At 72.8% G+C, this 25,470-nt stretch carries 22 protein-coding genes; 13 read left to right on the top strand and 9 right to left on the bottom strand.

Annotated elements, in window-relative coordinates; translation table 11 throughout:
* The first annotated feature begins 127 nt into the window (after positions 1-127).
* Entirely contained in the window at positions 128-991 is an 864-nt protein-coding gene (locus tag LPA42_RS01250) for a helix-turn-helix transcriptional regulator (RefSeq protein ID WP_043969033.1), read from the top strand.
* Between the two features lie 162 nt (positions 992-1,153).
* Here LPA42_RS01250 and LPA42_RS01245 read toward each other — a convergent pair whose 3' ends face one another.
* Positions 1,154-1,903, bottom strand: a complete 750-nt coding sequence (locus tag LPA42_RS01245; protein ID WP_043969032.1) for a DUF899 domain-containing protein — start codon at positions 1,901-1,903, stop codon at positions 1,154-1,156.
* A gap of 229 nt (positions 1,904-2,132) precedes the next feature.
* On the opposite strand from LPA42_RS01245, the gene LPA42_RS01240 reads away from it, so the two are divergent.
* Positions 2,133-3,317: an acyl-CoA dehydrogenase family protein gene (locus tag LPA42_RS01240; RefSeq protein WP_077940233.1), complete on the top strand. Its 1,185-nt coding sequence runs from the start codon at positions 2,133-2,135 to the stop codon at positions 3,315-3,317.
* Between the two features lie 140 nt (positions 3,318-3,457).
* Here the strand turns inward: LPA42_RS01240 and LPA42_RS01235 are convergent, their stop codons facing one another.
* Complete coding sequence (locus tag LPA42_RS01235; RefSeq protein WP_158229514.1) at positions 3,458-4,240, bottom strand: inositol monophosphatase family protein; 783 nt, start codon at positions 4,238-4,240, stop codon at positions 3,458-3,460.
* A 187-nt stretch (positions 4,241-4,427) separates the two neighbouring features.
* Between LPA42_RS01235 and LPA42_RS01230 the strand changes: the two genes are divergently transcribed.
* Positions 4,428-6,149 carry an aminotransferase class V-fold PLP-dependent enzyme gene (locus tag LPA42_RS01230; RefSeq protein ID WP_077940231.1) on the top strand — a complete coding sequence of 574 codons (1,722 nt, stop codon included), beginning with the start codon at positions 4,428-4,430 and terminating at the stop codon, positions 6,147-6,149.
* A gap of 120 nt (positions 6,150-6,269) precedes the next feature.
* Here the strand turns inward: LPA42_RS01230 and LPA42_RS34320 are convergent, their stop codons facing one another.
* From LPA42_RS34320 to LPA42_RS01210, 3 genes are all read right to left on the bottom strand, one after another.
* A complete protein-coding gene (locus LPA42_RS34320; RefSeq protein ID WP_308291139.1) occupies positions 6,270-7,436 on the bottom strand; it encodes a cellulose binding domain-containing protein in 1,167 nt (388 codons plus the stop codon).
* A gap of 545 nt (positions 7,437-7,981) precedes the next feature.
* Positions 7,982-8,887: a bile acid:sodium symporter family protein gene (locus LPA42_RS01215; protein ID WP_077940222.1), complete on the bottom strand. Its 906-nt coding sequence runs from the start codon at positions 8,885-8,887 to the stop codon at positions 7,982-7,984.
* A gap of 187 nt (positions 8,888-9,074) precedes the next feature.
* Positions 9,075-11,168, bottom strand: coding sequence for an NACHT domain-containing protein (locus LPA42_RS01210; RefSeq protein ID WP_158229513.1), 2,094 nt, complete (start codon positions 11,166-11,168; stop codon positions 9,075-9,077).
* A 452-nt stretch (positions 11,169-11,620) separates the two neighbouring features.
* Here LPA42_RS01210 and LPA42_RS01205 point away from each other — a divergent pair, with 452 nt between their 5' ends.
* Together LPA42_RS01205 and LPA42_RS01200 are read left to right on the top strand one after the other, a co-directional pair.
* A complete protein-coding gene (locus LPA42_RS01205; protein WP_144082813.1) occupies positions 11,621-11,839 on the top strand; it encodes a hypothetical protein in 219 nt (72 codons plus the stop codon).
* A gap of 82 nt (positions 11,840-11,921) precedes the next feature.
* On the top strand, positions 11,922-12,332 hold the full coding sequence (locus tag LPA42_RS01200; protein ID WP_077940230.1) for a YkvA family protein: 411 nt from the start codon (positions 11,922-11,924) through the stop codon (positions 12,330-12,332).
* Here the strand turns inward: LPA42_RS01200 and LPA42_RS01195 are convergent.
* Together LPA42_RS01195 and LPA42_RS01190 are read right to left on the bottom strand one after the other, a co-directional pair.
* Positions 12,317-13,150: a TrmH family RNA methyltransferase gene (locus LPA42_RS01195; protein WP_228986270.1), complete on the bottom strand. Its 834-nt coding sequence runs from the start codon at positions 13,148-13,150 to the stop codon at positions 12,317-12,319. The two genes, LPA42_RS01200 and LPA42_RS01195, sit on opposite strands and share 16 nt — an antisense overlap.
* Positions 13,151-13,189: 39 nt before the next feature.
* Positions 13,190-13,960 carry a phytanoyl-CoA dioxygenase family protein gene (locus LPA42_RS01190; protein WP_077940218.1) on the bottom strand — a complete coding sequence of 257 codons (771 nt, stop codon included), beginning with the start codon at positions 13,958-13,960 and terminating at the stop codon, positions 13,190-13,192.
* Between the two features lie 202 nt (positions 13,961-14,162).
* Here LPA42_RS01190 and LPA42_RS01185 point away from each other — a divergent pair, with 202 nt between their 5' ends.
* Complete coding sequence (locus LPA42_RS01185; RefSeq protein WP_077940217.1) at positions 14,163-15,101, top strand: cyclase family protein; 939 nt, start codon at positions 14,163-14,165, stop codon at positions 15,099-15,101.
* 223 nt (positions 15,102-15,324) lie between these two features.
* Here LPA42_RS01185 and LPA42_RS01180 read toward each other — a convergent pair whose 3' ends face one another.
* A complete protein-coding gene (locus tag LPA42_RS01180) occupies positions 15,325-16,215 on the bottom strand; it encodes a hypothetical protein (protein WP_077940216.1) in 891 nt (296 codons plus the stop codon).
* Between the two features lie 1,024 nt (positions 16,216-17,239).
* Between LPA42_RS01180 and LPA42_RS01175 the strand changes: the two genes are divergently transcribed.
* Positions 17,240-18,637, top strand: a complete 1,398-nt coding sequence (locus LPA42_RS01175; protein WP_077940214.1) for a hypothetical protein — start codon at positions 17,240-17,242, stop codon at positions 18,635-18,637.
* A gap of 84 nt (positions 18,638-18,721) precedes the next feature.
* Here LPA42_RS01175 and LPA42_RS01170 read toward each other — a convergent pair whose 3' ends face one another.
* Positions 18,722-19,225: a hypothetical protein gene (locus tag LPA42_RS01170; RefSeq protein WP_077940213.1), complete on the bottom strand. Its 504-nt coding sequence runs from the start codon at positions 19,223-19,225 to the stop codon at positions 18,722-18,724.
* Between the two features lie 185 nt (positions 19,226-19,410).
* On the opposite strand from LPA42_RS01170, the gene LPA42_RS01165 reads away from it, so the two are divergent.
* Genes LPA42_RS01165 through LPA42_RS01140 form a run of 6 tightly spaced genes read left to right on the top strand, consistent with a single transcriptional unit; the run spans position 19,411 to position 25,433 of the window.
* Complete coding sequence (locus LPA42_RS01165) at positions 19,411-20,343, top strand: STM4015 family protein (protein WP_077940212.1); 933 nt, start codon at positions 19,411-19,413, stop codon at positions 20,341-20,343.
* 7 nt (positions 20,344-20,350) lie between these two features.
* Complete coding sequence (locus tag LPA42_RS01160) at positions 20,351-21,298, top strand: STM4015 family protein (RefSeq protein WP_077940211.1); 948 nt, start codon at positions 20,351-20,353, stop codon at positions 21,296-21,298.
* A gap of 1 nt (position 21,299) precedes the next feature.
* On the top strand, positions 21,300-22,418 hold the full coding sequence (locus tag LPA42_RS01155) for an STM4014 family protein (protein ID WP_077940210.1): 1,119 nt from the start codon (positions 21,300-21,302) through the stop codon (positions 22,416-22,418).
* Positions 22,406-23,209 carry an STM4013/SEN3800 family hydrolase gene (locus LPA42_RS01150; protein WP_077940209.1) on the top strand — a complete coding sequence of 268 codons (804 nt, stop codon included), beginning with the start codon at positions 22,406-22,408 and terminating at the stop codon, positions 23,207-23,209. Before LPA42_RS01155 ends, LPA42_RS01150 begins: the two co-directional genes overlap by 13 nt.
* On the top strand, positions 23,206-24,531 hold the full coding sequence (locus LPA42_RS01145; protein ID WP_228986229.1) for an STM4012 family radical SAM protein: 1,326 nt from the start codon (positions 23,206-23,208) through the stop codon (positions 24,529-24,531). Before LPA42_RS01150 ends, LPA42_RS01145 begins: the two co-directional genes overlap by 4 nt.
* Entirely contained in the window at positions 24,528-25,433 is a 906-nt protein-coding gene (locus LPA42_RS01140; protein WP_077940207.1) for an STM4011 family radical SAM protein, read from the top strand. Before LPA42_RS01145 ends, LPA42_RS01140 begins: the two co-directional genes overlap by 4 nt.
* The last annotated feature ends 37 nt before the right edge of the window (positions 25,434-25,470 follow it).

Genomic DNA, 25,470 nt, shown 5'->3' with positions numbered 1-25,470 from the left:
GTCCGATCAGGACACTAGTCCGGCTCCGGCCGGGTCCGGCGGAGTCCGCCCGCCCGGCCGGAAACCGTTGGTACTCCTACGGTGGGTACCACTGACAGTGTCATGCTCGTCGGTCATACTGAGTCGCATGAATCCGCTGGGCGAGTTCCTCCGATCTCGACGCGGCGTCATCCGCCCGCAGGACGCCGGCCTGACCCGCTACGGCGAGCGCCGACGGGTCTCCGGGCTGCGCCGCGAGGAGCTGGCCCAGCTCGCCGGGGTCAGCGTCTCCTACTACACCCGGCTGGAGCAGGGCCAGGCGCACAACGTGTCCGACGAGGTGCTCGACGCGGTCGCCCGGGCGCTGCAGCTCGACGGCGACGAGCGGGCCCACCTGTTCGTGCTGGCCCGCCCCGGCCGGGCGACGACCGGCCGGGCCGCCCGGTCCCACACCACGCCGCCGGCCCTGCACCAGATGCTCGCGATGATGCCCGACGTGCCGGCGATGGTGCTCGGTGCCGCGACCGACGTGCACGCCTGGAACCCGCTGGGCCACGCGCTGCTCGCCTGGCACCTCGACGAGGCGCCCAACATGAGCAGGTCGGTTTTCCTCGACCCGCGCATGCGCGAGCTGTACGCCGACTGGCCGGGCAAGGCCCGCTCGGTGGTGGCCTACCTGCGGATGGCCGTGGGGCGCTACCGGGGCGACCGCCGGGTCGTCGGGCTGGTCGAGGAGCTGCTGTCGCGCAGCCCCGAGTTCGCCGGCATGTGGGCCGAGCACCCGGTGAGCACCTGCGAGACGATGACCTACGACATGGCCCACCCGGTCGTCGGGGCGCTGACGGTCAACCAGCACACGCTGCGGCTGGAGGACACCCCCGACCTGATGCTGGTCACCTTCACGGTCGAGGCCGGCTCGCCGTCGGCGGCGGCGCTGCGGATGCTCGGCGGCATCCCCCGCCGCGCCCCCGCCCCGGCACCCCCGCCCCGGCACAGCGTCACCGTCCCCTGAGTCGTCCGCGCACCCGGTGCCGCCCGCACCCGCGGGAATCCACCCCCGCGGTGCCGCCCGCGCACACGGCGGCGGCCGGCTCCCCGGGGACGGCCTGCGCCGCCCGGCCGGGAACCGGCCGCCCCGACGGGTGGAGCGCCGCCGCGCCCCACCACACCGGCGTCACTGCGTCCCGGCCTCCGCAGGCTGCGCGGGCGCGCCGTCCTGGCGCACCCGGAACTTGTTGACCCCGGTCCACCAGTTCTCACCCGGGTTGACGGCCTCGTCGGAGTCGTAGCGGTCGTGGTGGCGCCACCAGTCCCACGGGTGGGCCAGCCCCTCCTCCTGCCGCCCCAACGGGGTGACGTCGAGGTAGTTGTAGGTGTTGATGAAGACCTCGCCGCCCCGGTCGAACACCGAGCTGGCGTGGTAGATCTTCTCGCCGTCGCGGATGAACGAGCTGACCGCCGGCAGCTCGCCCTTCTCCATCGAGACGTTGAAGTCGTAGTTGAAGTCGCTGCCGAACGACGAGACCCACGGGATGTGGCTCCAGCCCATCCGGGCCTTGAACTGCTCGATCTTCTCGATCGGCGCGCGGGCGATCATCACGAACGAGGTGTCCCGCGCGTGCATGTGCGACAGGTTGCCGACGTTGTCGGCCTGCATCGAGCAGCCGACGCAGCCCTCCTTCGCCTCCGGGGCGAACATGAAGTGCCGCACGATGAGCTGGCGGCGGCCCTGGAACAGGTCGAGCAGCGTCACCCGGCCCGACGGCGAGTCGAACACGTACTCCTTCTCCACCGGCACCACGGGCATGGCCCGACGGGCGGCGCTGAGCTGGTCGCGGGCGCGGGTCAGCGCCTTCTCCTCCTCCAGGAGCTGCTCCCTGGCGGTGGTCCATTCCTCACGCGAGACGATCTGCGGAAAAGCCATCGTTCCTCCCTCAACGGTCGCCGCCGGGCCGGGGGAAGGCCGGGCGACACCTGCGAGCCTGGCACGGGCCCCGCATGCCGACTTCTCCCCTCGTGCCCTTCCCCGTCCGGTCGTCCTGTATGGACGCCGGGCAATCCGGAAGAGGTTGCGGCACGCGGAGTGTGACAGCGTCGAGGGCGCCTGGCCGACACGACCCCGGTCGATCCGGTCGCCCCGTTGAGGAGGACACGTGTCCACGACCACCGAAGCACCCACCCGCGAGGAGCTGGTCCGGCGGGCGGCGGGTCTCGTCCCGCTGATCCGCAAGCACGCGGCGTGGCAGGAGGAGAATCGTCGGCTGCACGACGAGACGGTAGCCGCGATCGAGGAGGCGGGGCTGTTCAAGCTCCGCACGCCCCGCCGCTACGGCGGGTACGAGGTGGACACCCGCACGCTCGTGGCGGTCGCCACCGAGCTGGGCCGGGGCGACGCCAGCACCGCATGGGTCACCTCGGTGCTGTGGATCCCCACCTGGCTCGCCGGCCTGTTCCCCGACGAGGCCCAGGACGAGGTGTTCGCCGTCCCCCACGCCCGGGTGTGCGGCACCAACAGCGTCGGCGGCACGGCCGTGCCCACCGACGGGGGATTCGTCGTCAACGGCAGCTGGCACTTCATCAGCGGGGCCCACCACGCGCAGTGGCAGGAGATCGCGGTGGTCGTGGTGCGCCCGGACGCGGAGCCGGAGCCGATCATGGCGCTGGTGCCGATCGGCAGCCTGGAGATCGTGGACGACTGGTACACCACCGGCCTGACCGCCACCGGCAGCGTCACCACCGTGGCCCGGGACCTGTTCGTCCCGAGCAGCCACATCATCCCGATGAGCGCGGCGATGATCCCGCAGGGCCTGTCGCAGGGCAACGCCGACTCCCCCGTCTGGCGCACCCCGGCGGCGCTGAACGCGGCGGCGTCGGGCGTGGGCGCGGCCGTCGGCGTGGCCAAGTCCGCCCGCGACGAGTTCTTCGACCGGCTGCCCGGTCGGAAGATCACCTACACGGAGTACGAGAACCAGAGCGAGGCCCCGGTCACCCACCTGAAGGTCGGCACCGCGCTCATGAAGATCGAGCAGGCCGAGTTCCACGCGTACCACGCCGCCGACCTGGTCGACACCAAGGCGGCCACCGGCGCCGAGTGGACCCTCGAGGAGCGGGCCCGGGTGCGCGCCGACCACGGCTGGGCGACCCGGCTGGCCAAGGAGGCGGTGGACATCTTCGCCTCCGCCAGCGGCGGCACCTCCATCTACCGCGACGTGCCGATCCAGCGGATCGTCCGGGACGTCAACGCGATGAGCCTGCACGGGCTGATCAACCCCGACACCAACACCGAGCTGTACGGGCGGGTCGTCTGCGGCCTGGGCCCGAACACCCTGTTCGTCTGAGCCGTCCCGCGCGGCTCCCCCAGCCTCGCCGCGCTCTGTCCTGAGCCTTCCCCACACGTGGCGGGCCGCCCGGCGCACCCCCTCGCCGGGCGGCCCGTCGCACCATCAGCGCACCACCGTGACGCGGGCCCGCGGCGGCGTCAGCCCAGCGCGGCGACCCGGGGGCGCAGCCCGTCGATCAGCTCCGGCGGGGCGGCGAGGACCCGGCTGCCGCTCACCTCGACGGCCGCGCCGGCCTCGACGGCGATCACCAGACCGGCCGCCCAGTCCCACCGGAAGGTGCGGTCCTCGACGTACGCGTCGCAGCGGCCCGCCGCGATCCAGGCCAGGGCCAGCGCGGTGGAGCCGAGCATCCGCACCCCGCGCACGTCGCCGGCCAGGTCGGCGACCACGGCCGCCTGCACCCTGCGGTGGGCCACGTCGTAGGCGTACCCGGCGGCGAGAATGACCTCGTCGAGCGCGGTGCTGGCGGGCCGGGCCAGCGGGACGTCGTCGCGGAACGCGCCCCGGCCCCGGACGGCGTGGAACAGCTCGTCGTGCACCGGGTCGAGGACCACCCCGACGACCGGCCGCCAGCCGTCCGGCGTCTCCTCCTCACAGGCCACGCTCACGCACCAGAACGGCATGCCGGAGATGTAGTTGACGGTGCCGTCGAGGGGGTCCAGCACCCAGCGCAGCCCGGAGCTGCCGGTGTGGCCGCTGCCTTCCTCGGCGAGGATGCCGTCGTCGGGCCGGCGGGCGCGCAGCAGCTGGACGATGTGCGCCTCGCTGGCCCGGTCCGCCTCGCTCACCAGGTCGGTGGAGGCCGTCTTGTGGTCGACCTGCCCGTGGTCGCCGAAGCGCCGCAGCAGCTCCCGGCCGCCGAGCCGCGCCGCCTCCTCGGCGACCCGCCGGCAGTCGTCCAGCTCGGCACCGCTGACCATCGTGTTCTCCTCGTGTCGGCCGCAGGGACGGTCGCGATCGTCGCACCGGAAGCGGTCCCGGCACCAGCTCACGCGGATGGCCGACCGCCGCGCCGTCCCTTGGCCGCGTGGGGCACACTGGGGTCGGCGCTCGGGACATCGACGCCCGCCGACCTGCCCCGACACCGCCACGGGGAGGCAGTTCGCCATGGGCACGTTGGGCGCGTCAAGCACGGCAGACCGGCTGTTGGCCCGGATCCGGGACGGGATCGTCGGTGAGGGCGAGGTGCTGGACGGCCCCTACGGGCCGCGCCGGATCACGTACGCCGACTACACCGCCTCGGGTCGGGCCCTGGACTTCGTGGAGGACGCCGTCCGGGACTGGGTGCTGCCCCGCTACGCCAACACCCACACCGAGAGCTCCGCCACCGGCCTGGCGACGGGACAGTTGCGCGAGGACGCCCGGCGGATCGTCCACGACGCCGTCGGCGGCACCGACGAGCACGTCGTCGTCTTCTGCGGTTCGGGGGCCACGGCGGCGGTCGACAAGCTGATCGGGATGCTCGAACTGCGGCTGCCGCACGGGCCGACCCACCGCCACGGCCTGCTCGACCGCGTCCCGCCGGGGCATCGTCCGGTGGTGTTCGTGGGCCCCTACGAGCACCACTCCAACGAGCTGCCGTGGCGCGAGACGTACGCCGAGGTGGTCGTCATCGGCGCGGACGCCGACGGGCACATCGACCGGGCGGAGCTCGCCGCGCAACTGGCCCGGTACGCGGACCGGCCGCTGCGCATCGGCAGCTTCTCCGCCGCCTCCAACGTCACCGGCATCCTCTCCGACACCGACGCGATCGCCGCGCTGCTGCACGCCCACGGCGCCCTGTCGTGCTGGGACTACGCCGCCGCCGGCCCGTACGTGCCGATCCGGATGGGCGAGTCGGCGCCGGGGGCCGCCGACGGCAAGGACGCGGTCTTCCTGTCGCCGCACAAGTTCGTCGGCGGCCCACAGACGCCCGGCGTCCTGGTGGTGCGCCGGGACCTGGCCCGCAACCGGGTGCCGACGACCCCGGGCGGCGGAACGGTGGCGTTCGTCGACCCGGTCGGGCACCGGTACCTCGACGACCCGGTCGCCCGGGAGGAGGGCGGCACGCCGGCGATCGTCGAGTCGATCCGGGCGGGGCTGGTGTTCGCCCTCAAGCAGGCCGTCGGCACCGAGGTCATCCGGGCCCGCGAGGAGCGGCTGTGGGCGCGGGCGCTGCGCCGCTGGTCGGCGAACCCGGGGATCGAGGTCCTGGGCGGCACCCGGGCCCGGCGGCTGCCCATCGTGTCGGTGCAGATCCGCCACGGCGACCGTCACCTGCACCACAACTTCGTCGTCGCGCTGCTCAACGACCTGTTCGGCATCCAGGCGCGCGGGGGCTGCTCCTGCGCGGGGCCCTACGGGCACCGCCTGCTGGCGATCGACGAGGAGCGCTCCCGCGCGTTCCGGGAGGAGATCGCCCTCGGCTGCGAGGGGATCAAGCCCGGCTGGGCGCGGATCACCTTCAACTACTTCATCTCCGACGTGGTCGCCGACTATCTCGTCGACGCGGTCGACCTGATCGCCCGGCACGGGCACCGGCTGCTGACCGACTACCGGTTCGACGTCGGCAGCGGCCTGTGGCGGCACCGCCGCGGCCCGGAGCGGCCGCTGCGCCTGGCCGACCTGGGCCCCCTGCTGACCGGCGGCCCGATGGCCGTCGGCCGGCGGGAACGGGTCGGCGAGGAGGCCCTGGCCGGACACCTGCGCGAGGCGCGGCGGATCATCGCCGGCCGCGACGACCGCCTCGACGAGAGCCCGACCGGCCTGCCGTCGGGCGTCGAGGCGCTGCGCTGGTTCCACCTTCCGCCGGCCTGCACTGCGCCCCCGGACGCGCCGTCGTCGCCCTGACCGGGCGGCTGGCCCGGCGGTCGCGCCCGTTGCCCCTCGCGGCGCGGCCGCCCCGCCCGGTCGGCCACACGCGCCGGCCCCGCCACACCGTGGGGCGCGGACGGGGCCGACGGTCCGGAGTCAGTTGATGGTCACCGAGTAGGTGCTGGTGGTGACCTGGCCGTTGCCGGTGAAGATCTCCGGCCCCGCCTGGACGCTGGTCAGGTACTTGGAGCTGCTCATCCAGCCCCGGGCGACCAGGTCGTTGGTGAAGTCGCGGATGTTGAGGTTCGCGTTGGTGGTGTTGCTGGTCCGCACGTACGAGTAGACGTTCCAGGTGCCGACGTAGCCGCGCCAGATCTCCCAGGTCGTGCCGGCGATGGTGACCGTGCCCTGGCGGCTGCCGGCGGGGGACGCGTTGGAGCGGTAGAGCCAGATCATCAGCTCGTCCGAGGGCTGGTCGGCGGAGCCCGGGTTGGCCATCGGATGCAGCCAGCAGTCGTAGGCGACGTTCTGGTTGACGGTGCCGTTCTGCGTGACGGTGAACTGCCAGCTGGTGTTGACGTTGCGGTTGGCGGACAGCTGCACGGGCAGCCCGGTGTTCTGCCGCCGCCAGCCCCAGTGCCAGCCGAGGATCGCCGCCGCGAACGACTTGACGGTGCCGGCCTGGCCGCTCCAGTTGTAGCTGGTGCCCCACGAGATGCGGTCACCGGAGCCGCCGCTGGTCCAGATGCACTGACTGCCCGAGCCGGTGCCGGCGCCCCACTGGTTGTTGGGGATCCAGTACTTGCCGATGTCGATCACGTCGGTGCTGTTGCACAGCCGGCCCGACGGCGGGTAGTCGCCGATCGGCGGCGGCGTGGTGGGCGGCGCAGTGGTGGTGGGCGGCGGGGTCGTCGGGCCGTTGCAGGTCACCCCGTTGACCGCGAAGTTGGTGGGCACCGGATTCGCGCCGCTCCACGAGCCGGTGAAGCCGAACCCGACGGTGCCGTTGGTGGCGACGGCGCCGTTGTACGCGACGTTCGTCGCGGTCACCTGTGCGCCGCTCTGGGTCACGGTAGCGTTCCACGCCTGGGTCGCCTGCTGGCCCGCGGCGTAGGTCCAGGTGAGCCGCCAGGAGGTCAGCGGGTCACCGAGGTTGGTGACGGTGACGTCGGCGTTGAAGCCGCCCGACCACTGCGACGACACCGCGTAGCGTACGGCGCACCCGGCCGCCGCCGCCTGCGCCACGGCCACCCCGGCGGCCGCGACGGTGACGGTCGCGGCCGTGCTGACGGCCAGCAGGGCCAGCCGCTTTCGATTCCCCATGACTTCTCTCCTTCGATCCGGCCACCCGGTGCCCCTCACCGCTTCCGCCTCACCTCCGCCACGCCACGCCCGCCCGCCCGCCCGCCGATCTTGCACTTGCGGCCCCGACAAATGGCGCCGAACGCCCATGCGAGGGGCCCAAACTGCAAGATCGGCGAGCGTGGAGATGGGTGGAGCGGGGTGGCGGCGGGCGGGGTGGGGTGGGGAGGGGCAAGCGGGGTGGGTGATGTTAGCGTTCACAGTCGCTGACGGGCCGGTGGTTTCCCGTGGACCTGGCTGCTGACGGACGCGGCGACCCGGATGGTGAATTGCCCGGAATCGCCAGGTGGATGCGGCGTCCGGCCCGGACGACCCCACCATCCATTGGCGTACGTCGATACGACGTTACGGCAGCCGTCAGCCACCCGTCAACGCCGCCGACCCGCCTCCTGGCGCACCCCGACCCCGCGCCGGCGCACGCCCGCATCACCACCCCGGCCAGGGCAACGAGCGCGAGAACGGCCGCGCCGGACCCCCCCGGGCGCGGGTCCGGCGCGGCAGCGGCGTCACACCCGGCTCGGGGCCGCCGAGAAGTCGCCGGTGGCGGTGCCCGCGCGCACGCGCCGGGAGACGACGACACCGAAGACGGCGGCGGTGAAGAACATGACGAAGCCGTACGTCACCGACGGCATCGCCATCGTCGAGTTGTCGAGCAGCGTCGGGCTCATCCCGATGGTGATGGCCAGGCTGGCATTGTGCAGGCCGATCTCGAAGGCCGAGGCGATCGACTCCCGCTCGCCGACGCGCAGCAGCCGGGGGCCGAAGTAGCCGAGACCCATGCTGATCAGGTTGAACGCCACCACGGCGAGGATGATCTCGCCGAGGATGTCGAACACCTCCGAGCCGAGGCCGGCGATCACACTGGAGATCATCAGGATCAGCACCACCACCGACAGGACCTTGACGGCGCGCTCCAACCGCAGGGCGGCGTCGGTGAACCTCGCGCGGATCGCCATGCCGATCGCGATCGGGATCAGCACCAGGGCGAACACCTGGATCACCTTGTCGAACTGGAGGCCGATCGAGCTGTCCGAGCCGACGAAGCCCGCGACCGACAGGTTCACGATGATCGGCAGGGTGAACAGCGCGAGCACCGAGTTGACGGCGGTCAGCGAGATGTTGAGCGCCAGGTCGCCCTTGAACAGGTGGCTGTAGAGGCTGGCCGTGCTGCCGCCCGGCGAGGCGGCGAGCAGCATCATGCCGACCGCCAGCTCGGGTCGCAGGTCGAACGCGACGACCAGGCCCAGGCAGATCGCCGGCAGGATCAGCATCTGGGAGACCAGGCAGACGACCATCGCCTTGGGGTATCGCACCACGCGACGGAAGTCGTCGAGGGTCAGCGTGAGGCCGAGCCCGAGCATGACGATGCCGACAGCGATGGGAAAAAGTATGAGCACGGTGTCGTTACTCATGATGACTCCGCCTTCCGGGAGTAAGAGATCCATGAGTTTCACACCGCCGGCCACCGCCCCGGTTCTCGAATGTTGCCCTATGCGCAGCCCTTGTCGGCGTCAGTTGCACAGTGACGCAAGACGTCCTCGGTCAGGCCGAAGGTGGGGGCCGGGTAAGGGGCGCGGGGCGAGGAGCCAGGAGCCCGGATCAGGCTCGGTCAGCCCCCGACAGGTAATGCTGGAGCCGTGCGTGGCGGAACTGGTAGACAGCTCCGACCTGACGCAGCACACCCCGATCTCGCGCGTCCGACAGGAAGGCGAGCGTGCGCCACGGCAGGCGGCCCCGCAGGGGCAGCCAGAGCCGTATCAGGACCAACCATTGCCCCCACGCGCTCGTGAGTGCCCACATGAGCCCGGTCGCGAGCCCGACCACGACGCCATACACCGGGCCGGAGATGAACGACGCGAACACGGACACCGCGCAGCCCAGTTGGAGGAGGGTCAGGATCGTGTGCCTCCGATCACCGGACAGGGCACTCGCGGGGCTGACCTCCGTGTCGATGTCGATCCAGCTGTGCGATGCGGCCGTGACCGCCATCGACAACCCGAGGGCCAATCCGAATGCGATCACGAAGGAGGACCCGATCGGGGGCCCGATCAGCCAGGCGAGAATGCTGCCGGCCGTCAGCCCAGCCATGAGCCCGAGCCCGAGCATGCTCACCAGGTGCGGGAGGCGATGGCGGAAGTCGAAACGCGTGCGGGCGGGATCGGGCCCCTCCGCGGGCACGCAGGTGACGTTGGCCAGCACCTGCGCCACGAAGCCCCCCATCAGTGGCCCCACGAAGGAAACCGGCTCGAGATGAAGCGCCCGCGACAACCCGAATCCGCCGAACGTCGCTGCAGGATAGAACGCGACGAGGAACGCCCAGAAGCGGTGCACCTTGGGTATGCCGTTCCGTAGGCGCCACCAGGCGATGTCGCGGCTGTCGGACTGGTCGAGGTGCGAGGCGAGGTGGGCCAACCAACGGTGGGCGCGCTCGGGCGGCCAGTGGCGCCCGTTCTTGTCAGCGTGGTCGTACACGGCGGGCAGGTAGGCGGCGACGAGGTGTCGTTCGATGGCCTCGCAGTCGGGAAACCGGGCCGTGTCCAGCAGCTCAAGCGGATCGTGCTCGGGCGTGTCCCCATAGACGGTGCGGGCCAGGGAGAGCATGAGCGGCGTGGACAACGCCTGCCGTACCGCGCTGTTGGCCGGGTGCGCCGGCTGCAAACGGAGCCTGTCCAGGACCGGGTCCCACACTCCGCAGTGGCCACCGCCGCGGAGGACCTCCCGACGAGTGGAGCGGGATAGGTAATCCTCGATGTCTGGCAGATCGAGTGCGGCCAGTTCGATGCCGGCCGCCCCACTGAGAACACGTCCCCTACCGATGGCAGCGGTGTATTCGGTCGGCCTGCTGGTGAGGACCAGAGGCATTCTCGGGACGTCGTTGAGCCGCTTCAGCGCCCGGTTGCGCAGACCCCTGGGGATCTCGTCGAATCCGTCGAGGATCGGCAGGATCAGGTGGGCCTTGAGCAGTTCGGCGGCCAGGTTCGGGAGCCCGGACCGCGCTGGGGCCAACCCTGGATAGTCGCGTGCCAGCTTCGCGGTCAACCAACCGGCCAGGTCCGTGGTGGTCGGGTCCCAGGCGGCGACGCTGACGATGACCGGCACCCGCTCCCCGGGCTGGCGCACCTGCAGCAGATCCAGCGCCAACCGGGCCGCCAGGACCGTCTTCCCCGACCCGTCGGAACCCAGGACGACCAGCCGCCTGGACGGAATGCTCAGGTACACCTGCGCGATCTCGCTGAGCCGCCCGTTCAACTCGATCGGGCGGCCTTGTGCGCGTGCCGGAGACCGGCCGATGTTCTTCTTGTGGTCGAAGAACGCGTCGACGGCCTTCCAGCGCAGGGACAGGGCGACCGGATCATGGATGCGGCGGCGCTCTTCCTCCCCTTCCCACTGATGCTGCACCGCCTGGCCGAGTTGTTCGGCCACATCGGCCACCGAAGGCACGCTCACGGACGCCGAGCGGGACGCCTGCCGGTGCTGCGACCAGACCGCGATCGTGGACACCATCAGGCTCACCATGGCGACCCAGAGAGAGGCCACACTGCTCATCTGGTCACGGGTGGGCAGGTCCGCGTCGAGGTACTCCCCGACGATCGGCCCCGCCAGGTACCACGCCAACGCCAGCATGCCGACGCCGGCGAGCACCCAGGGCCACCGTCGTGCCGCCGTCCGGCGTGGACCTTCCGACAGGTTCATCGACGCTCCTCCCCGACCGCGATGGAGATCACGACGAACCATTGGGGGCACGGCAGCCTGAGCAGGCCTACGAACAGGTCGGTCCAGACATCCCGTCCTCCGATGGGGCCCGGGCCGCCGGGCTCCGGTGCGACAACAAGTTTATCCCTTGTGGACGAGCCGGTGTGGCCGCTGTTTGCGGAACGGTCGAAATCCTGATCGACCAGGGATCATGGCCACGTTCTTGACCGCTCAACTTTTCGACGTTAATTTGACGTAAGTCAATGAATTTCGGGAGGAATGCCGTGCTGTTGAGATCCCTTGCCCTTGCCATATCCGCCGCCGGCCTGCTGGCCACCGCGCCCGCCGCGTCGGCGACACCTTCCCAGGCGTCCGAAGCGTGGCCGCCTGGGAACTGCGCGCAGGGCACGTTCTGCGTCTGGCCCAACTGGGCGCACCCGAACCCCGCCCCCGTGGAGACTCCGTCCCTCGTGAGCGCCGGCGAGTGGTCCGGCAGCGCCCCCGCGAAGACCTACTACAACTACACGCCCCGCAACGTCGACATGAAATACTCCTACACCTGGCCGGACGGGTCGACGAGCCACTACACGCTCTGCACGCCCCCCGGCGGCAACATCTTCTATCTTCCGGTGACGGTGACGCAGCTCAGCTGGCACGAGGGCTCCTGCTGACACCCGCACCTCCTGCCCACGTCGCTGGGGAGCGCGACTACGTTGACCAGTCGTGCACTCCGTACCCGATCACGACCTGGCCCTGCGCGACTGGGCCGTCGCCCTGGCCGGCGCGGTCGCGCTGCTGGTCGCCTCCTGGGCGCTGCTGATCCTGCTCGCGCGCCGGCTCCCGCCCGGCCTGCTGCGGGACCTCGCCGCCTTCGTCCCGGACTGCGTCACCATGGTCCGGCGGCTGCGCCGGGACCCCCGGGTGCCCCGCCGGGCGAAGCTCGCCATCCTGCTCGCCGGCCTGTGGGTGGCCAGCCCCGTCGACCTGATCCCCGAGTTCCTGCCCGTCATCGGCCCCCTCGACGACATCGTCGTGGTGGCGCTCGCCCTGCGCTACGCCGGCCGGCAGGTGCCCCGGGACGTCCTGCTGGCCGCCTGGCCGGGCGAGACCCGGCTCATCGAGCGGCTGCTCGGCGCACCCTCGGCCGGTCAGGGCACCGTCTGACACCGCCGGGCGGCACCGCTGCGCTGGCGTGCCGACTCGTAGAGCACGACGGTCGCGGCGGCCGCCGCGTTCAGGGAGCTGGCGGCCCCGGTCATCGGGATCCGGACGAGCTGGTCGCAGGCCGCCCGCCAGCCGGCGCTGAGACCGGTGGTCTCGTTGCCGATCAGGAGCAGTGTGGGCTGCGTGAAGTCGTACTCGGCGGCCTCCAGTGGGCCGTGCTCGTCGGTGCCCACCACGCCGACGCCGATCCCGTCGGCGCGAAGGCCGGCGACCCAGGACAGGACGGCCTGGGGTGCGGACGCCCGGACCACGGGCAGCGCGAAGAGCGAGCCGGTGCTCGCCCGCACCGCCTTCGGGTCGTACACGTCGGCGGCGTGGCCGGTGACGATCACGCCGGACGCACCGAAGGCGTCCGCGGACCGGATGAGGGTGCCGATGTTGCCGGGGCTGGTGGGCCGGTCGAACACGACGGTGAGCGTGGTCGGCCCGGCCGGGATGCGGGACAGGTCGTCCTCCGGCAGCGCGACCACCGCCAGCAGCTCGGGAACCGCGTCCGCCTTACCGCCCAGCTCGTGCATCAGCTCACCGGAAACGGCGAACCTCTCGGCCCGGACCGTGTCCAGCGTCTCGCGTGCCCAGCCGGACAGCTGGACGTCGGCGTCGTAGAGCAGCTCCCGGATCTGCCAGCCGTGCTCGATGGCCACGGCGATCGGGCGTACGCCCTGCACGAGGAACTCGCCGCGGCGCTGCCGCTTGGTCCGGTTGCGCAGGAGAGCCTCCCACTGCTGGAACCGCGCGTTGCGGCCAGTCACCCGCAGACCCACCGTTGTCCCGCCTCCCTCGTCTTCGTCAGCCGCCTATGCCCACCCGAGGCCCTGGCGGATCGCGATCTCCACGGGAGAGTACGCGCCGTCGGCCCGCTCCAGCTCGTACGGCGCGGCCGGCATCAGGGGCGGCTGGGCCAGGAAGCGGGGCCTCGTCCCGTGGTGGGGTTGCGCCGCGTGCACCAGGAACGGGTGGCACAGGAACACGTCGCCCGGGGAGCCGGTGGCCAGGGCGAGGGGCCGGTGGTCGGAGGCGGCCACCAGGTCGGGCGCGATGTCCAGCCCGCTCGCCCCGTCCTCGCCGTACTTCTCCAGCACCTTCGGCACGTCGAGGTGCGAGCCGACCCGGATCCGGGTCGGTGCGTCCTCCTCGCCTACCTCGCTGAACAGGAACAGCATCAGCAGCGCCCGCCCCTGGGAGCGCAGGTTCGTGAAGTACCAGTTCGCCCCCTCCGGCAGGTAGCTGCCCTCGATGTGCCAGCCGGCGTCGTTCGGCTCGTCGGGGTGCGGGAAACGCAGCGGGAACGTGCCCAGCGAGTAACGCGGCTCCCAGCGTCCCGGCCCGACGAGCAGGTCGTACGCGTGGTGGAGGAACGGCGAGTTGGGTGCGGCGGCGAACGGCCCCTGCGCCAGGCCGGGCACCCAGTGCACGGGCTTCGTCCACGTGGCCGGGTCGTCCGGGTCGCAGCCCGTCTCCCGCCACAGCAGCCGGGCGCAGTCCGCGGCGACGCGCGGCGCGACGGCACCCGGCAGCTTCACGAAGCCGTCGCGAAGGAACCGGGATACCAAGGTCGTGTCGTCCATGCCCCCATCGTGCGGCGACACCGGTGCCGGGCACCCGACACTTCGCGTGCCACTTCTGTCGGGTGTGGGCACGACAGCGCCGGTCAGTCGGCCTCTGATCGGCCGGTCATCGCCGGATCTGTTCCGGCGGCGGGATAACCTGCCTGCGGTGCCTCGAACCGCATGACCGAAGGAGCCGGCTGGGATGACGGCAGGGCGAGCGATGCCGACGCAGGACGACGTGCTCGGGTATTTCAACCTGCTGTCGAACTGGGGACGGTGGGGCGACGAAGACCAGCTCGGCACCCTGAACCACATCACCGACGACGTCCGGCTGGCGGCGGCGCGGGCCGTGCGCCACGGTAGGAGCGTGTCGTGCGCGTGGGAGGTTGCCGCACCGGAGGAGATGGAACGGGCGACGACGTCGTGCCCGTGCGCCGCCGATATGCCGGGTGCCGAGAACATGCCCGTGCCCGGCTTCCACGCCGACCGGCGCTGGGGCTTCTCGTCCGAGCGGATCGGCATCACGTTCCACGGCAACACGCTCACCCACGTCGACTCGCCGTGCCACGTCTTCTGGGACGGCACGATGTACAACGGGCGGTCGCACTCGTTGGTCGACCCCGCGACGGGATCGGCGTGGGCAGCCGTCACGGCGGCGGCGAACGGGATCATCACGCGTGGCGTCCTGTTGGACGTCGCGAGGGCCCGCGGTGTGCCGTGGCTGGAACCGGGGCAGGGTGTGTCTCCCGATGATCTCGAGGCGGCCGAGCGCCGCCAGGGTGTGCAGGTGCGCTCCGGCGATGCGGTGCTCCTACGGACCGGCTATGGCCGCGCCCGGCACGAGGCCGGCGAGTCCATCGGTTTCACGCAGGCCGGCTGGCACGCGTCCTGCCTGCCGTGGCTGCATGAACGCGGCGTCGCGCTGATCGGTGCCGACACCCCGCAGGATGTTCAGCCGTCGGGATACGACGACGTGTTGATGCCGGTTCATGCCGTGGGTCTCGTCGCGATGGGTCTGTGGCTGCTCGACAACTGCGACCTGGAGGCGTGCGCGGCGACGGCCGCCGAGCTCGGCCAGTGGGACTTCCACCTCACGGTCGCGCCGGTCCGCTTCGCTGGCACGTCCGGCAGCCCGGTCAACCCGATTGCCACGTTCTGACCGCAGTCCACCTGCCGGCCGTCGGCCATCGTCATCGGGACGTCGGAGGCGATGCCGGCCTCGACCGCCCCGAAGGGGGCCAGCACCTAGTACACCTCGATGGCCGACGCCGGTCGGTCCTGCGGGTCCTTCGCGAGCAGCCGCGCGACGAGCCGGACCAGGTCGTCGGGCACGCCGGCCCGGTGGTCGGCGACCGACGGGACGGGGTCGGTTGTCGGTGCTGCTAGGACTTGCCGCCGTACAGGTCGTTCAGCTCGCGGTAGGCCGTCAACACGGCCGTCGTCTCGTCGGCGAGCTGCTCACCGGCGTAGGCCCCGGCGTGGGAGCCGTCGAGCGACAGCTTGTCGAGGGCCGCCCCCGTGCGCTGCAACGTGTCATCGAGATCCTGGTCGCGGACGAACCTCTCCCCCGCCGCTGCGGTCGCCATCAGATGGGACGTCAGCCTCGCGAGGTCCGCATTGACCTCTTCCCACAGGTCGCCGGCCCGCTGCTGCTGACTCTGAAGGTCGAGGCGGGCACGGTTCGTCTCGACGGTGCCGTCCGACGCGTGCCGGCCCAGTTCGTCGCGCACCTCGCGGATCTCCTGCCTGCGCGCCAGAACCGCCGCGCCCTCCCAGAGGCTCTCCGCCACCAACTCGGCGGCGTCGCTCGGGTCGACCAGACTGTCCAGAGCGGGGAGGGTCCTGCCGATCCGCTCCGCCAGGGCCTGCAGATCCCGGAACGACAGCCGTTCCTCGTGCGTGGCGAGCAGGCGGTGGATGCCTGGGTAGAGGTCGATGTCGGGGGCGACCACGGTGCTCCGCCTGGCCGCCTTGAACCCGGCGGCAACCGCCAGCAGAACGAGGGCCAGGTCCACGGCCAGGAGCAACCACCAGTAGGCGGCGGACGCCAGGCCGCAGGCGTACAGGGAGGCGATGGCCACCACGATGAGCTGGATGGTGACGCGCTTGCTCGCCGCGCTCCCGGTGATCCGTTTGCCGGGGGTCACCTCCGTGATGCTGCCCCACTCACGCACGTTCGCCCTGCCGCTCATCCGCATCTCGGTCAGGGCGACAGCGGTCACCTGCGCATCGCGGGCGATCCAGAGGTGGAAGGGGTGGTCGGACGGGGACAACCGTCCTCCTCTCCGAGAGTATGAAGTTAGGCGATGCCCTTGCGGCGGCGGATCATCTGGTACGCCGCTTGCGGGCGAACTGGTTGCCTGCGGACAAAGGATTATGTCCGCCGCTCCGCGTCGGGCAAGCTCGTCGACCAGCGGGATGCTGGTCCGTTTCGTCGACGGCGATGGACTTTCGGGCCGTTGTCGGCCAGTTCGTTCGGTGCTGCCCGGCTGGTCAGGGCAAACAACGCCGCTGGCCAGGCCGCCGACGGCCAATTTCACCAGCTCTGCCCCAGCTCGACGGACCTGTCGGATTGCCGACTCGAAAGCGCCGAGCCGCCGGAACGCCTTCCCCAGCGCTCGCCCGCGCTGGGTCGGCGTGGGCACCGGCATGCCGCTCCGCCACCGATCGGAGACAAGGAGGAATGCTGTGAACGATCGCCCGCTCGACCCCACCGCGCCCCTTGCAGGCTCGACCGCCCCCGACCGCCGCGCCTCACCTCGCCTCTTTCCGCGAGGCAGGGCGAGGCCAGCAGCCGATGACGTTCCGTGACTAGCTCCGGCGGGCGCTTCCCCGTGCCGGTCGGCGTGACTCTGCGTCATGTCCCGTCGACCTCGCAGGGCATCCCGCATCCCCTTTGCTCTGCACCTATATCCGCAACACCGCCGTCTACCTGTGCACATGCGAGATCGCGGATGGCCGAGGGCCACGTCGGGCCGTCGCGCTGCGTGGAGCGTTGCGTCCGTGGGTGCAGAGCAAAGGGCCCATGGTCGGGGGTGGTACTGCCGGGGCGGACGGTCGCGTTGTGTCACGTACAACGGGCGGGTTCACGCGCGGGACGCGGCGGCCCGGCCTGGCGGCGGACCCGGCGGGGGCAGCCGGGCCCCCCGGCCAGGGCCGTCGCGGCCGGGCCGCGACACCGGGCCCGGACGGGGTGGGGTGTGCGGCGGGAGGCGACGCCGGTAACGTTGCGCCCCATCACGCCCGGCGGCCGCACCGCCGGCTCTCGGATAGGTCCGACTCTACGGAGGATGCCGGATGTCCCACGGCGGGGAAACCTTCGCGGTACGCAACGAGCCGAACGGGCGGCCGAGCTTCGAGCAGGCGTTGCGCGGCTACGACAAGCGCCAGGTCGACCGGTACGTCGAGCAGGTCGAGGCCGCGGCCTCGGCACTGGCCGCCGACCGGGACCGGGCGCAGCACCAGCTGCGCAACCTGACCCTCCAGTTCCAGGCGCTGCAGGCGGAGGTGTCCGAGCTGCGCCAGCGGCCGGCGCAGGTGGACAAGGCGTCGTTCCGGGACCTGGGGCCGATGGTCGACCAGATCCTCGCGCTCGCCGAGAAGCAGGCCGCGGCGATCACGGACACCGCCGCGCAGCGGGCCGGCGACCTGCAGGCCGAGGCGGAGCGGATCCTGGTGGAGGCGCGGGAGCACGCCGCCCAGGCGCTGCACGACCTGGAGGCGGAGCTGTCGGCGCGGCGCGCCGAGCAGGAGAAGGCGTACGAGGAGCGGCGTTCGGCGGCGGAGGCTCAGCTCGCGGACGTGCAGGAGCTGGTGGAGCAGCTCCGGACCGACGGTGAGGCCGCGCACGAGCAGGCCCAGCAGGAGGCGAAGCGGATCAACGAGCTGACCGCCCAGCAGGTGGAGCAGGCGCGGGCGGCGGCCGAGGCGCTGACCAAGGCGGCCCGCACCCAGATCCAGCAGGAGGTCCAGGCGGCGCGCGCGCAGAGCCAGCAGGAGCTGGCGCAGTGGCGGGTCAACGTGGAGCGGGAGATCAACGAGCGGCGGGCGGCGGCCGAGCAGGAGTTGGCCGAGCACCGGGCGGCGGCCGAGCGGGACGTGGCCGGGCAGCTCACCGCCGCCGAGGAGAAGATCGCCACCCTGATCGCCGAGGCGCAGCAGTACTCGACGGAGGTGCGCAAGCGCGCCGACGAGCAGGCGACCGCGCACCAGGAGCAGCTCACCGCCGTGCAGCAGGAGGTGGGCAGCCAGCGGCAGGCGTTGACGCAGCTGCACACCGAGCTGGACACCGCACAGCAGCAGCTCGCGCAGATCCGCCGGGAGGGCGGGGCGTTGGAGAACGAGGTCAACCAGTTGCAGCACCGCCTGGCCGAGGTCCGTCAGGAGCTCACGGCGGAGGCGAACCGGCTGGAGGAGGCGCGCACGGCCGCCGACTCGGCCGAGCGGCACGCCAAGGACGTGCGGGCCCGGGTGCAGCGGGAGGCGAAGCGGGTGGCCGACCTGGCCGCCGCGGCCGTGATGGCCGCCGCGGCCGGTGGCGGGGAAACCGCCGAGTTCCCGACGGTGAAGCCGCGGCAGCAGGTCGGCGCGGACCGCCTCGCCGCCGAGATCGGCGAGCTGAGCGAGCTGGCCGGGGCCGCCGAGCAGCCCGCCGAGGCCGCCGCGGCGGCGGCCCCGGAGTCGGCCGTCAGGTGAGGTGCCCGGCGGCGCGGGCGTCGTAGCCGGACAGCCGCCGCCCGGCGGGACGTCGTGCCGGGCGGCGGCTGTCGGCGTACGAGGTCAGCAGCCGCAGGTGTAGTACAGGATGTCCCAGTGGTTGCCTTCCTTGGTGTACAGGTTCCCGGAGGCGGACCGGTACTGGTAGCCGAAGCCGGCGATGTAGCCGACGTAGGCGAAGTGCGCCGAGATGTAGTTCTGCACGCAGGTGGTCAGGCCGATGTCGAGCTTGTAGCCGGTCCAGTGGCTGTAGGGGCCGTCGGCGTGGCCGACCTCGGTGCCGGCGGTGATGGTGATCGCGCAGCCGCTGACCCGCTTGAACGTGATGATCCCGTCGATGGTGGCCTGCCGGATGCCGTCGAACGACGTGCAGGTGGCGGTGTAGCGGTCGCTGCAGTTGCCGCTGGAGGTCCAGGAGATGCCGGCGGCCGACAACTGGGACGCGGCGCTGGAGTGGGTGATCGCCAGGGCGGGGCTGGCGAAGCCGAGCGTGACGCCGAGGGCCGCGAGCGCGGCGACGAGCAGGGTCACCGCTCGGCGGCGCAGCGTGGGGCGGGTCGTGGACATGGTTCTCCCGTATCGCCGTGGGGGTTGGATTCTTGCGATTCAGGGGGCCGGCCTTGCAGGATTTCTACCAGACATCGACGCTCATGACTAGATATGGCCCTCGGCGGGGGCCGGTCGGTGATCAGCTTGTCGGTACGGCCTGTTACGGTCGCGCCGCCGCTGCACCAGTCGAGCCGGAGGTTGGCGTGATCCGCTCCCACTTGTCGTCGTTCGCCGGGCTGCCCGTGCTGCCCTTCACCCCGGGGATGAAGCTGCCCGACGATCCGTCGGCCGTCGCCTGGCGGCTGGAGGTCGAGGACTTCGAGGCCGAGCCCGAGGAGTTCGCGGCCCTGGTCACGGCCCTGCGCGACGAGGTGCCCGCCGCCGCGGTGCGGGCGGTCGTGATCGGCGAGTGGGGCTCGGCGTACGAGCGGGCGCTGCCCGTGGAGCTGCTGATCGACGCGGCGCAGCGGTGGACGTCGCTGCGAGCGGTCTTCCTCGCCGACCTCGTCAGCGAGCAGTGCGAGATCTCCTGGCTCACGCACGGTGACGTCACCGGGCTGCTGACGGCGTACCCGTCGCTGGAGGTGCTGTGGGTGCGCGGGGCCAACGAGCTGCACCTGACCCCGGTGCGCCACACCGGCCTGCGGGAGCTGGTCTTCCAGACCGGCGGGCTGCCCGGTGCGGTGGTCCGCGCGGTCGGCGGCTGCGACCTGCCCGCGCTGGAGCGCCTGGAGCTGTGGCTCGGCCGGTCCGACTACGGCGGCGACACGACCACCGACGACCTCGCCGAGATCCTCGCCGGCACCCGGCTGCCGGCGCTGCGCCACCTCGCGGTCTGCAACGCCGAGGGTGCCGACCGGGTCGCCGGGGCCGTCGCCGCCGCGCCGGTGGTCGACCGGCTGGCGGTGCTCGACCTGTCCAAGGGGGTGCTCACCGACGCCGGGGCCGAGGCGCTGCTCGCCGGCCGGCCGCTGACCCACCTGCGCCGCCTCGACCTGCACCACCACTTCCTGTCCGAGGCCGCCGCCGAGCGGGTCGTCGCCGCCCTGCCCGGCGTCGAGGTCGACCTGTCCGAGCCGCAGAAGGCCGACGTCTACAACGGCCGCGAATACCGCTTCACCGCGGTCGGGGAGTGAGCCTGCGATGAGCGTCCTGTCGCACGCCGAGTCCTTCGCCGGCCTCCGGGTCGTCCAGGTCCCCGCCGACGGCCCGCTGCCCGCCGTCGACGGGCCCGTCGCCTGGCGCATCGACCACGCCGACTGGGGCGACACCAACGAACACGTGCCGTGCCCCCGCTTCCGGGACGCGTTCGACCGGTTCGTCGACGCCGTCGGCGAGTCGGTGCAGGCCCTCGTCGTCGGCAGCTGGGGGTATGCGGCGGTCAACCCCGCCCCGCTCGACCAGCTCTGCGCCGCCGCGCCGCGCCTGCCGAACCTGACGGCGCTGTTCTTCGGCGACATCGTCAGCGAGGAGTGCGAGATCTCCTGGATGCGGGTCGGCGACGTCAGCCGGCTGCTGACCGCGTACCCGAAGCTGGAGGTGCTGCGGGTGCGCGGCGGCGAGGACTTCCGGTTCTCGCCGGTGCGCCACGGGCGGCTGCGCCGCCTCGAGGTCGAGAGCGGCGGCCTGAGCGGCGACTTCGTCCGCGCGGTGCTCGACTCCGAGCTGCCCGCGCTGACCGACCTGGAGCTGTGGCTCGGCGTCGAGTACTACGGCGGCGACACGACCGTCGACGATCTGGCCCCGCTGCTGGCCGGGCAGCGGTTCCCCGCGCTGCGCCGGCTCGGGCTGTGCAACGCCGAGCACGCCGACGAGATCGCCGAGGCCCTGGCCGCCGCGCCGGTGGTGCGGCGGCTGGAGCTGCTGGACCTGTCGCTGGGCACGCTGTCCGACCGGGGCGCGCTCGCCCTGGCCGGCGGGCAGCCGCTGACCCACCTCACGAAGCTGGACCTGAGCCACCACTACGTCTCCGACGAGGTCGTCGCGGCGGTCCGGGCCGCCGTGCCCGGCGTGACGGTGGACCTGTCCGACCCGCAGGAGCCCGACATCGACGACGACGAGGAGCACCGGTACACGGCGGTGTCGGAGTGACATGCGCCTGACCGTCGTCGGCAACCCCGACAACCGTCGCGTCGGCCTGTTCACCGCCGCCGTGCTCGCCGCCGGGCTGCCCCGCCCTGCGGTGCTGCCCTGGGCCGACGTGCTCACCGGGGCGGCCCCGCCGCCGGCCGGCGCGCTGGTGCGCGTCGACTCCCCCGGCGAGGACCCGCAGGTGGACCGGCTGCTGCGGCGGGCGGACGCCCCGGCGCGGCACGGCGAGCTGCTCGGCCTCGCCGACGCGTACGCCGGATTGGTCGACGGCCTGGCTCGGGTCGCCGCCGGCGGCGCGGAGCTGCTCAACGACCCCGGCGACGTGGCGGCGCTGTGCGACAAGCGCCGCTGCCACGCGCGGCTGTCCGCCGCCGGGGTCGCGGTCCCGGCGGCGCTGCCTCCCATCGACGGGTACGCGTCCCTGCGGGCCGCGATGGCCGCCGCCGGGTGGGCGCGGGTGTTCGTCAAGCCGGCGCACGGCTCGTCGGCGGCCGGGGTGCTGGCCCTGGCCGTCGGCCCGCGCGGCGTGCGGGCGGTCACCCCGATCGAGGTCGCCCCGGACGGGCTGTTCAACTCGCTGCGGGTGCGCACCTACGACGACGAGGCGACCGTGGCCGCGCTCGTCGACCGGCTCGCCGCCGAGGGGCTGCACGTGGAGCGGTGGCTGCCCAAGGCGGGTCTCGGCGACCGGGTCGTCGACGTGCGGGTGGTGGTCGTCGCCGGGCGGCCCACCCACGCGGTGGTGCGGGCCGCCGCCGGGCCGCTGACCAACCTGCACCTGGGCAACGCGCGCGGCGACCTGGCCGAGCTGCGGGCCGCCGCCGGCCCGGCGGCGTGGTCGGCGGCGATGGAGACCTGCGTACGGGCCGCCGCGTGCTTCCCGCGCAGCCTGCACGTCGGGGTGGACCTGATGTTCCTGCTCGGCTGGCGGCGGCACGCGGTGGCGGAGGTCAACGCGTTCGGGGACCTGCTGCCCGGGGTGCTGGCCGACGGCCGGGACACCTACGCCGAGCAGGTGCACGCGCTGACCAGCGGCCGGTGGGAACGCTGGCGGGCCACCGCCACGGCAGCGACGGCCACCGGCATGCGCGCGGCGGAGGTGGTGGCGTGCGGGAGCTGATCGGAAGTCACGACGTCTGCCTGGTCACCCTGGACACGCTGCGCTTCGACGTGGCCGACGACCTGGCCGCCGCCGGGCGTACCCCCGCCCTCGCCCGGGTGCTGCCTGGCGGCCGGTGGGAGCGGCGGCACTCCCCCGCCAGCTTCACCTACGCCGCGCACCACGCGTTCTTCGCCGGTTTCCTGCCCACCCCGGCCGCGCCGGGACGGCACGAGCGGCTGTACGCGGCGGCGTTCCCCGGCAGCGAGACCTCCGGCGAGCGCACCTGGGTGTTCGACGCGGCGGACCTGCCGACCGCCCTCGCGCGGGAGGGCTACCACACGCTCTGCCTGGGCGGGGTCGGCTTCTTCAACCGGCGCGGGGCGCTCGGGTCGGTGCTGCCCGGCCTGTTCGCCGAGGCGCACTGGGAGCCGGAGTTCGGCGTCACCGCCCCCGGCTGCCTGGACGCGCAGCTCGACCGGCTCGCCGAGACGCTGCACCGGGTCCCGGCGCGGCAGCCGCTGTTCACGTTCCTCAACGTCGCGGCGCTGCACCAGCCCAACCGGCACTACCTGCCCGGCGCCGACGCCGACGACCTGGCCAGCCACGCCGCCGCCCTGGAGTACGTCGACAGCCGCCTCGGACGGCTGTTCGCCCTGCTCACCGGGCGGGGGCGACCGGTGTTCACGATCGTGTGCTCCGACCACGGCACCGCGTACGGGGAGGACGGCCACACCGGCCACCGGGTCGGCCACGACGTGGTGTGGACCGTCCCGTACGCCCACTTCACCCTGCGACCGGGAGAATGGTGACCAGCAACCTCGCGGGCCTCGACGGCTCGCCGTACCAGCAGTACCTGTACGCGTACCCGCACAAGACGTCGTACCGGGCGCTGCGGCCCCGACCGCTGCTCGCCGACGTGTGGCGGGCCGAGCCCCGCGACGCGCTGTTCCTCTACGCGCACGTGCCGTTCTGCGAGATGCGCTGCGGCTTCTGCAACCTGTTCACCCGCACCGGCGCGCCCGCCGAGCAGGTCACGGCATACCTGCGGCAGCTGCGCCGGCAGGCCGAGCGGGTCGCCGACGCCCTCGGCGGCGACGCCGGCTACGCCCGCGTGGCGTTCGGCGGCGGCACGCCGACGTACCTGACGGCCGGCGAGCTGACCGAGCTGTTCGACATCGCCACGTCGACGCTGGGCGCGCGGCTGCCCGGCGTACCGCTGTCGGTGGAGACGTCGCCGGCCACCGCGACGCCGGAGCGGCTCGCGGTGCTGGCCGCGCACGGCACGACGCGGGTGAGCATCGGCGTGCAGAGCTTCCTCGACGCCGAGGCCCGCGCCGCCGGCCGGCCGCAGCGGCGGACGGAGGTGGAGACGGCGCTCGGCGCGATCCGCGACGCGGCGATCCCGCTGCTCAACGTCGACCTGATCTACGGCATCGACGGGCAGACCGCCGACACGTGGCGGCAGAGCCTCGACGCGGCCCTGGCCTGGCGGCCGGAGGAGCTGTACCTCTACCCGCTGTACGTGCGCCCGCTGACCGGGCTGGGCCGGCGGGCGCACGCCCGCGCCGACTGGGACGCCCAGCGCCTCGCCCTGTACGCGCAGGCGGTGGAGGTGCTCGGCGCGGCCGGGTACCGGCAGGAGTCGATGCGGCAGTTCCGCCGCGCCGACGTGCCCGCGCCGGATGGGCCGGACTACTGCTGCCAGGACGACGGCATGGTGGGGCTGGGCTGCGGCGCGCGGTCGTACACGACGGGCCTGCACTACTCGTTCGACTACGCGGTCAGCGTGTCCGAGGTGCGGGCGGTGCTGGACGACTTCCTGGCGCGTCCGGCCGGCGACTTCGCGTACGCCGAGTTCGGCTTCGCCCTCGACGGCACGGAGCAGCGCCGCCGGTGGCTGCTGAAGTCGCTGCTGCGCGCCGAGGGCGTCGACGCGGCCGCCTACGCGGCCCGGTTCGGCGCCGCGCCGGGCGAGGACTTCCCCGAGCTGGGGCGGCTGGTCGAGCGGGGCTGGGCCACCGACGGCGGGCTGCGGCTCACCCCGGCCGGGCTGGCCCGCTCCGACGCCGTCGGGCCGTGGCTGACCTCCGCCCGGGTGCGCCGCGCGATGACCGGGTACGTGCCCCGGTGAGCACGGCCGACCGGTGCGGCGCAGGCAGCGGCAGCGGGGCCAGCGGCAGCGGCCTGGCGATCCTCTACCGTGGCCCCCTGGCCAGCTGCAACTACGACTGCCCCTACTGCCCGTTCGCGAAGCGGCGCGACCCGCCGGACGTGCTGGCCGCCGACCGGGCGGCCCTGGAGCGGTTCACCGGCTGGGTGGCCGCGACCACCGACGTGCGGCTGTCGGTGCTGTTCACCCCGTGGGGCGAGGGGCTGACCCGCCGCTGGTACCGGGAGGCGATGGTGGCGCTGTCGCACCTGCCGCACGTCGACCGGGTGGTCATCCAGACCAACCTGGCCGCCCGGGTGGACTGGCTGGCCGACGCCGACCCGGCCCGGGCCGCGCTGTGGACGACGTACCACCCGGGGCAGGTCACCCGGGAGCGGTTCCTGGCCCGCTGCGCCCGCCTGGTCGAGCTGGGGGTGCGGTTCTCCGTCGGGGTGGTGGGGCTGCCGGAGCACCTCGACGAGGCGCGGGCGCTGCGCGCGGCGCTGCCACCGCACGTCTACCTGTGGGTCAACGCCGCCGACGGCCACCGCTACGACGCCGCGCAGGAGGCGGCCTGGACGGCGCTGGACCCGCTGTTCGGCTACAGCGTGCGCCCGCACCTGTCGCTGGACCGGCCCTGCCACGCCGGGGAGACGGCGATCTCCGTGCGGGGCGACGGGACGGTGCGCCGCTGCCACTTCGTCGACGAGCCCATCGGCAACCTGTACGACGGCTCGTGGCGGGCCGCGCTGCGGCCCCGCACCTGCGTGAACGGGGCCTGCGACTGCCACATCGGGTACGTCCACCTCAAGCCGCTCGGGCTGCGCGACGTGTTCGCCGGTGGGCTGCTGGAACGCATCCCCGCCGGCTGGCCGCCCGGCTGAACGTCCCCGGTCGGGGCCGGTTCGGCCCGGCCGGCGG

It is taken from the genome of Micromonospora sp. DH13, from assembly GCF_020873825.1.
Lineage (GTDB): Bacteria > Actinomycetota > Actinomycetes > Mycobacteriales > Micromonosporaceae > Micromonospora > Micromonospora haikouensis.
Note: the sequence above shows the minus strand (reverse complement) of the source record. Positions and strands in the feature narration are given on the sequence as shown.

What these genes read in the sequence shown, in the direction of transcription:
- LPA42_RS01190 (WP_077940218.1), bottom strand. Translation starts at nt 13,960, where the DNA reads ATGGACGACACGACCTTGGTATCCCGGTTCCTTCGCGACGGCTTCGTG.
- LPA42_RS01235 (WP_158229514.1), bottom strand. Translation starts at nt 4,240, where the DNA reads ATGGTCAGCGGTGCCGAGCTGGACGACTGCCGGCGGGTCGCCGAGGAG.
- LPA42_RS01155 (WP_077940210.1), top strand. Translation starts at nt 21,300, where the DNA reads ATGCGCCTGACCGTCGTCGGCAACCCCGACAACCGTCGCGTCGGCCTG.
- LPA42_RS01185 (WP_077940217.1), top strand. Translation starts at nt 14,163, where the DNA reads ATGCCGACGCAGGACGACGTGCTCGGGTATTTCAACCTGCTGTCGAAC.
- LPA42_RS01215 (WP_077940222.1), bottom strand. Translation starts at nt 8,887, where the DNA reads ATGAGTAACGACACCGTGCTCATACTTTTTCCCATCGCTGTCGGCATC.
- LPA42_RS01230 (WP_077940231.1), top strand. Translation starts at nt 4,428, where the DNA reads ATGGGCACGTTGGGCGCGTCAAGCACGGCAGACCGGCTGTTGGCCCGG.
- LPA42_RS01210 (WP_158229513.1), bottom strand. Translation starts at nt 11,168, where the DNA reads ATGAACCTGTCGGAAGGTCCACGCCGGACGGCGGCACGACGGTGGCCC.
- LPA42_RS34320 (WP_308291139.1), bottom strand. Translation starts at nt 7,436, where the DNA reads ATGGGGAATCGAAAGCGGCTGGCCCTGCTGGCCGTCAGCACGGCCGCG.
- LPA42_RS01245 (WP_043969032.1), bottom strand. Translation starts at nt 1,903, where the DNA reads ATGGCTTTTCCGCAGATCGTCTCGCGTGAGGAATGGACCACCGCCAGG.
- LPA42_RS01175 (WP_077940214.1), top strand. Translation starts at nt 17,240, where the DNA reads ATGTCCCACGGCGGGGAAACCTTCGCGGTACGCAACGAGCCGAACGGG.
- LPA42_RS01160 (WP_077940211.1), top strand. Translation starts at nt 20,351, where the DNA reads ATGAGCGTCCTGTCGCACGCCGAGTCCTTCGCCGGCCTCCGGGTCGTC.
- LPA42_RS01170 (WP_077940213.1), bottom strand. Translation starts at nt 19,225, where the DNA reads ATGTCCACGACCCGCCCCACGCTGCGCCGCCGAGCGGTGACCCTGCTC.
- LPA42_RS01250 (WP_043969033.1), top strand. Translation starts at nt 128, where the DNA reads ATGAATCCGCTGGGCGAGTTCCTCCGATCTCGACGCGGCGTCATCCGC.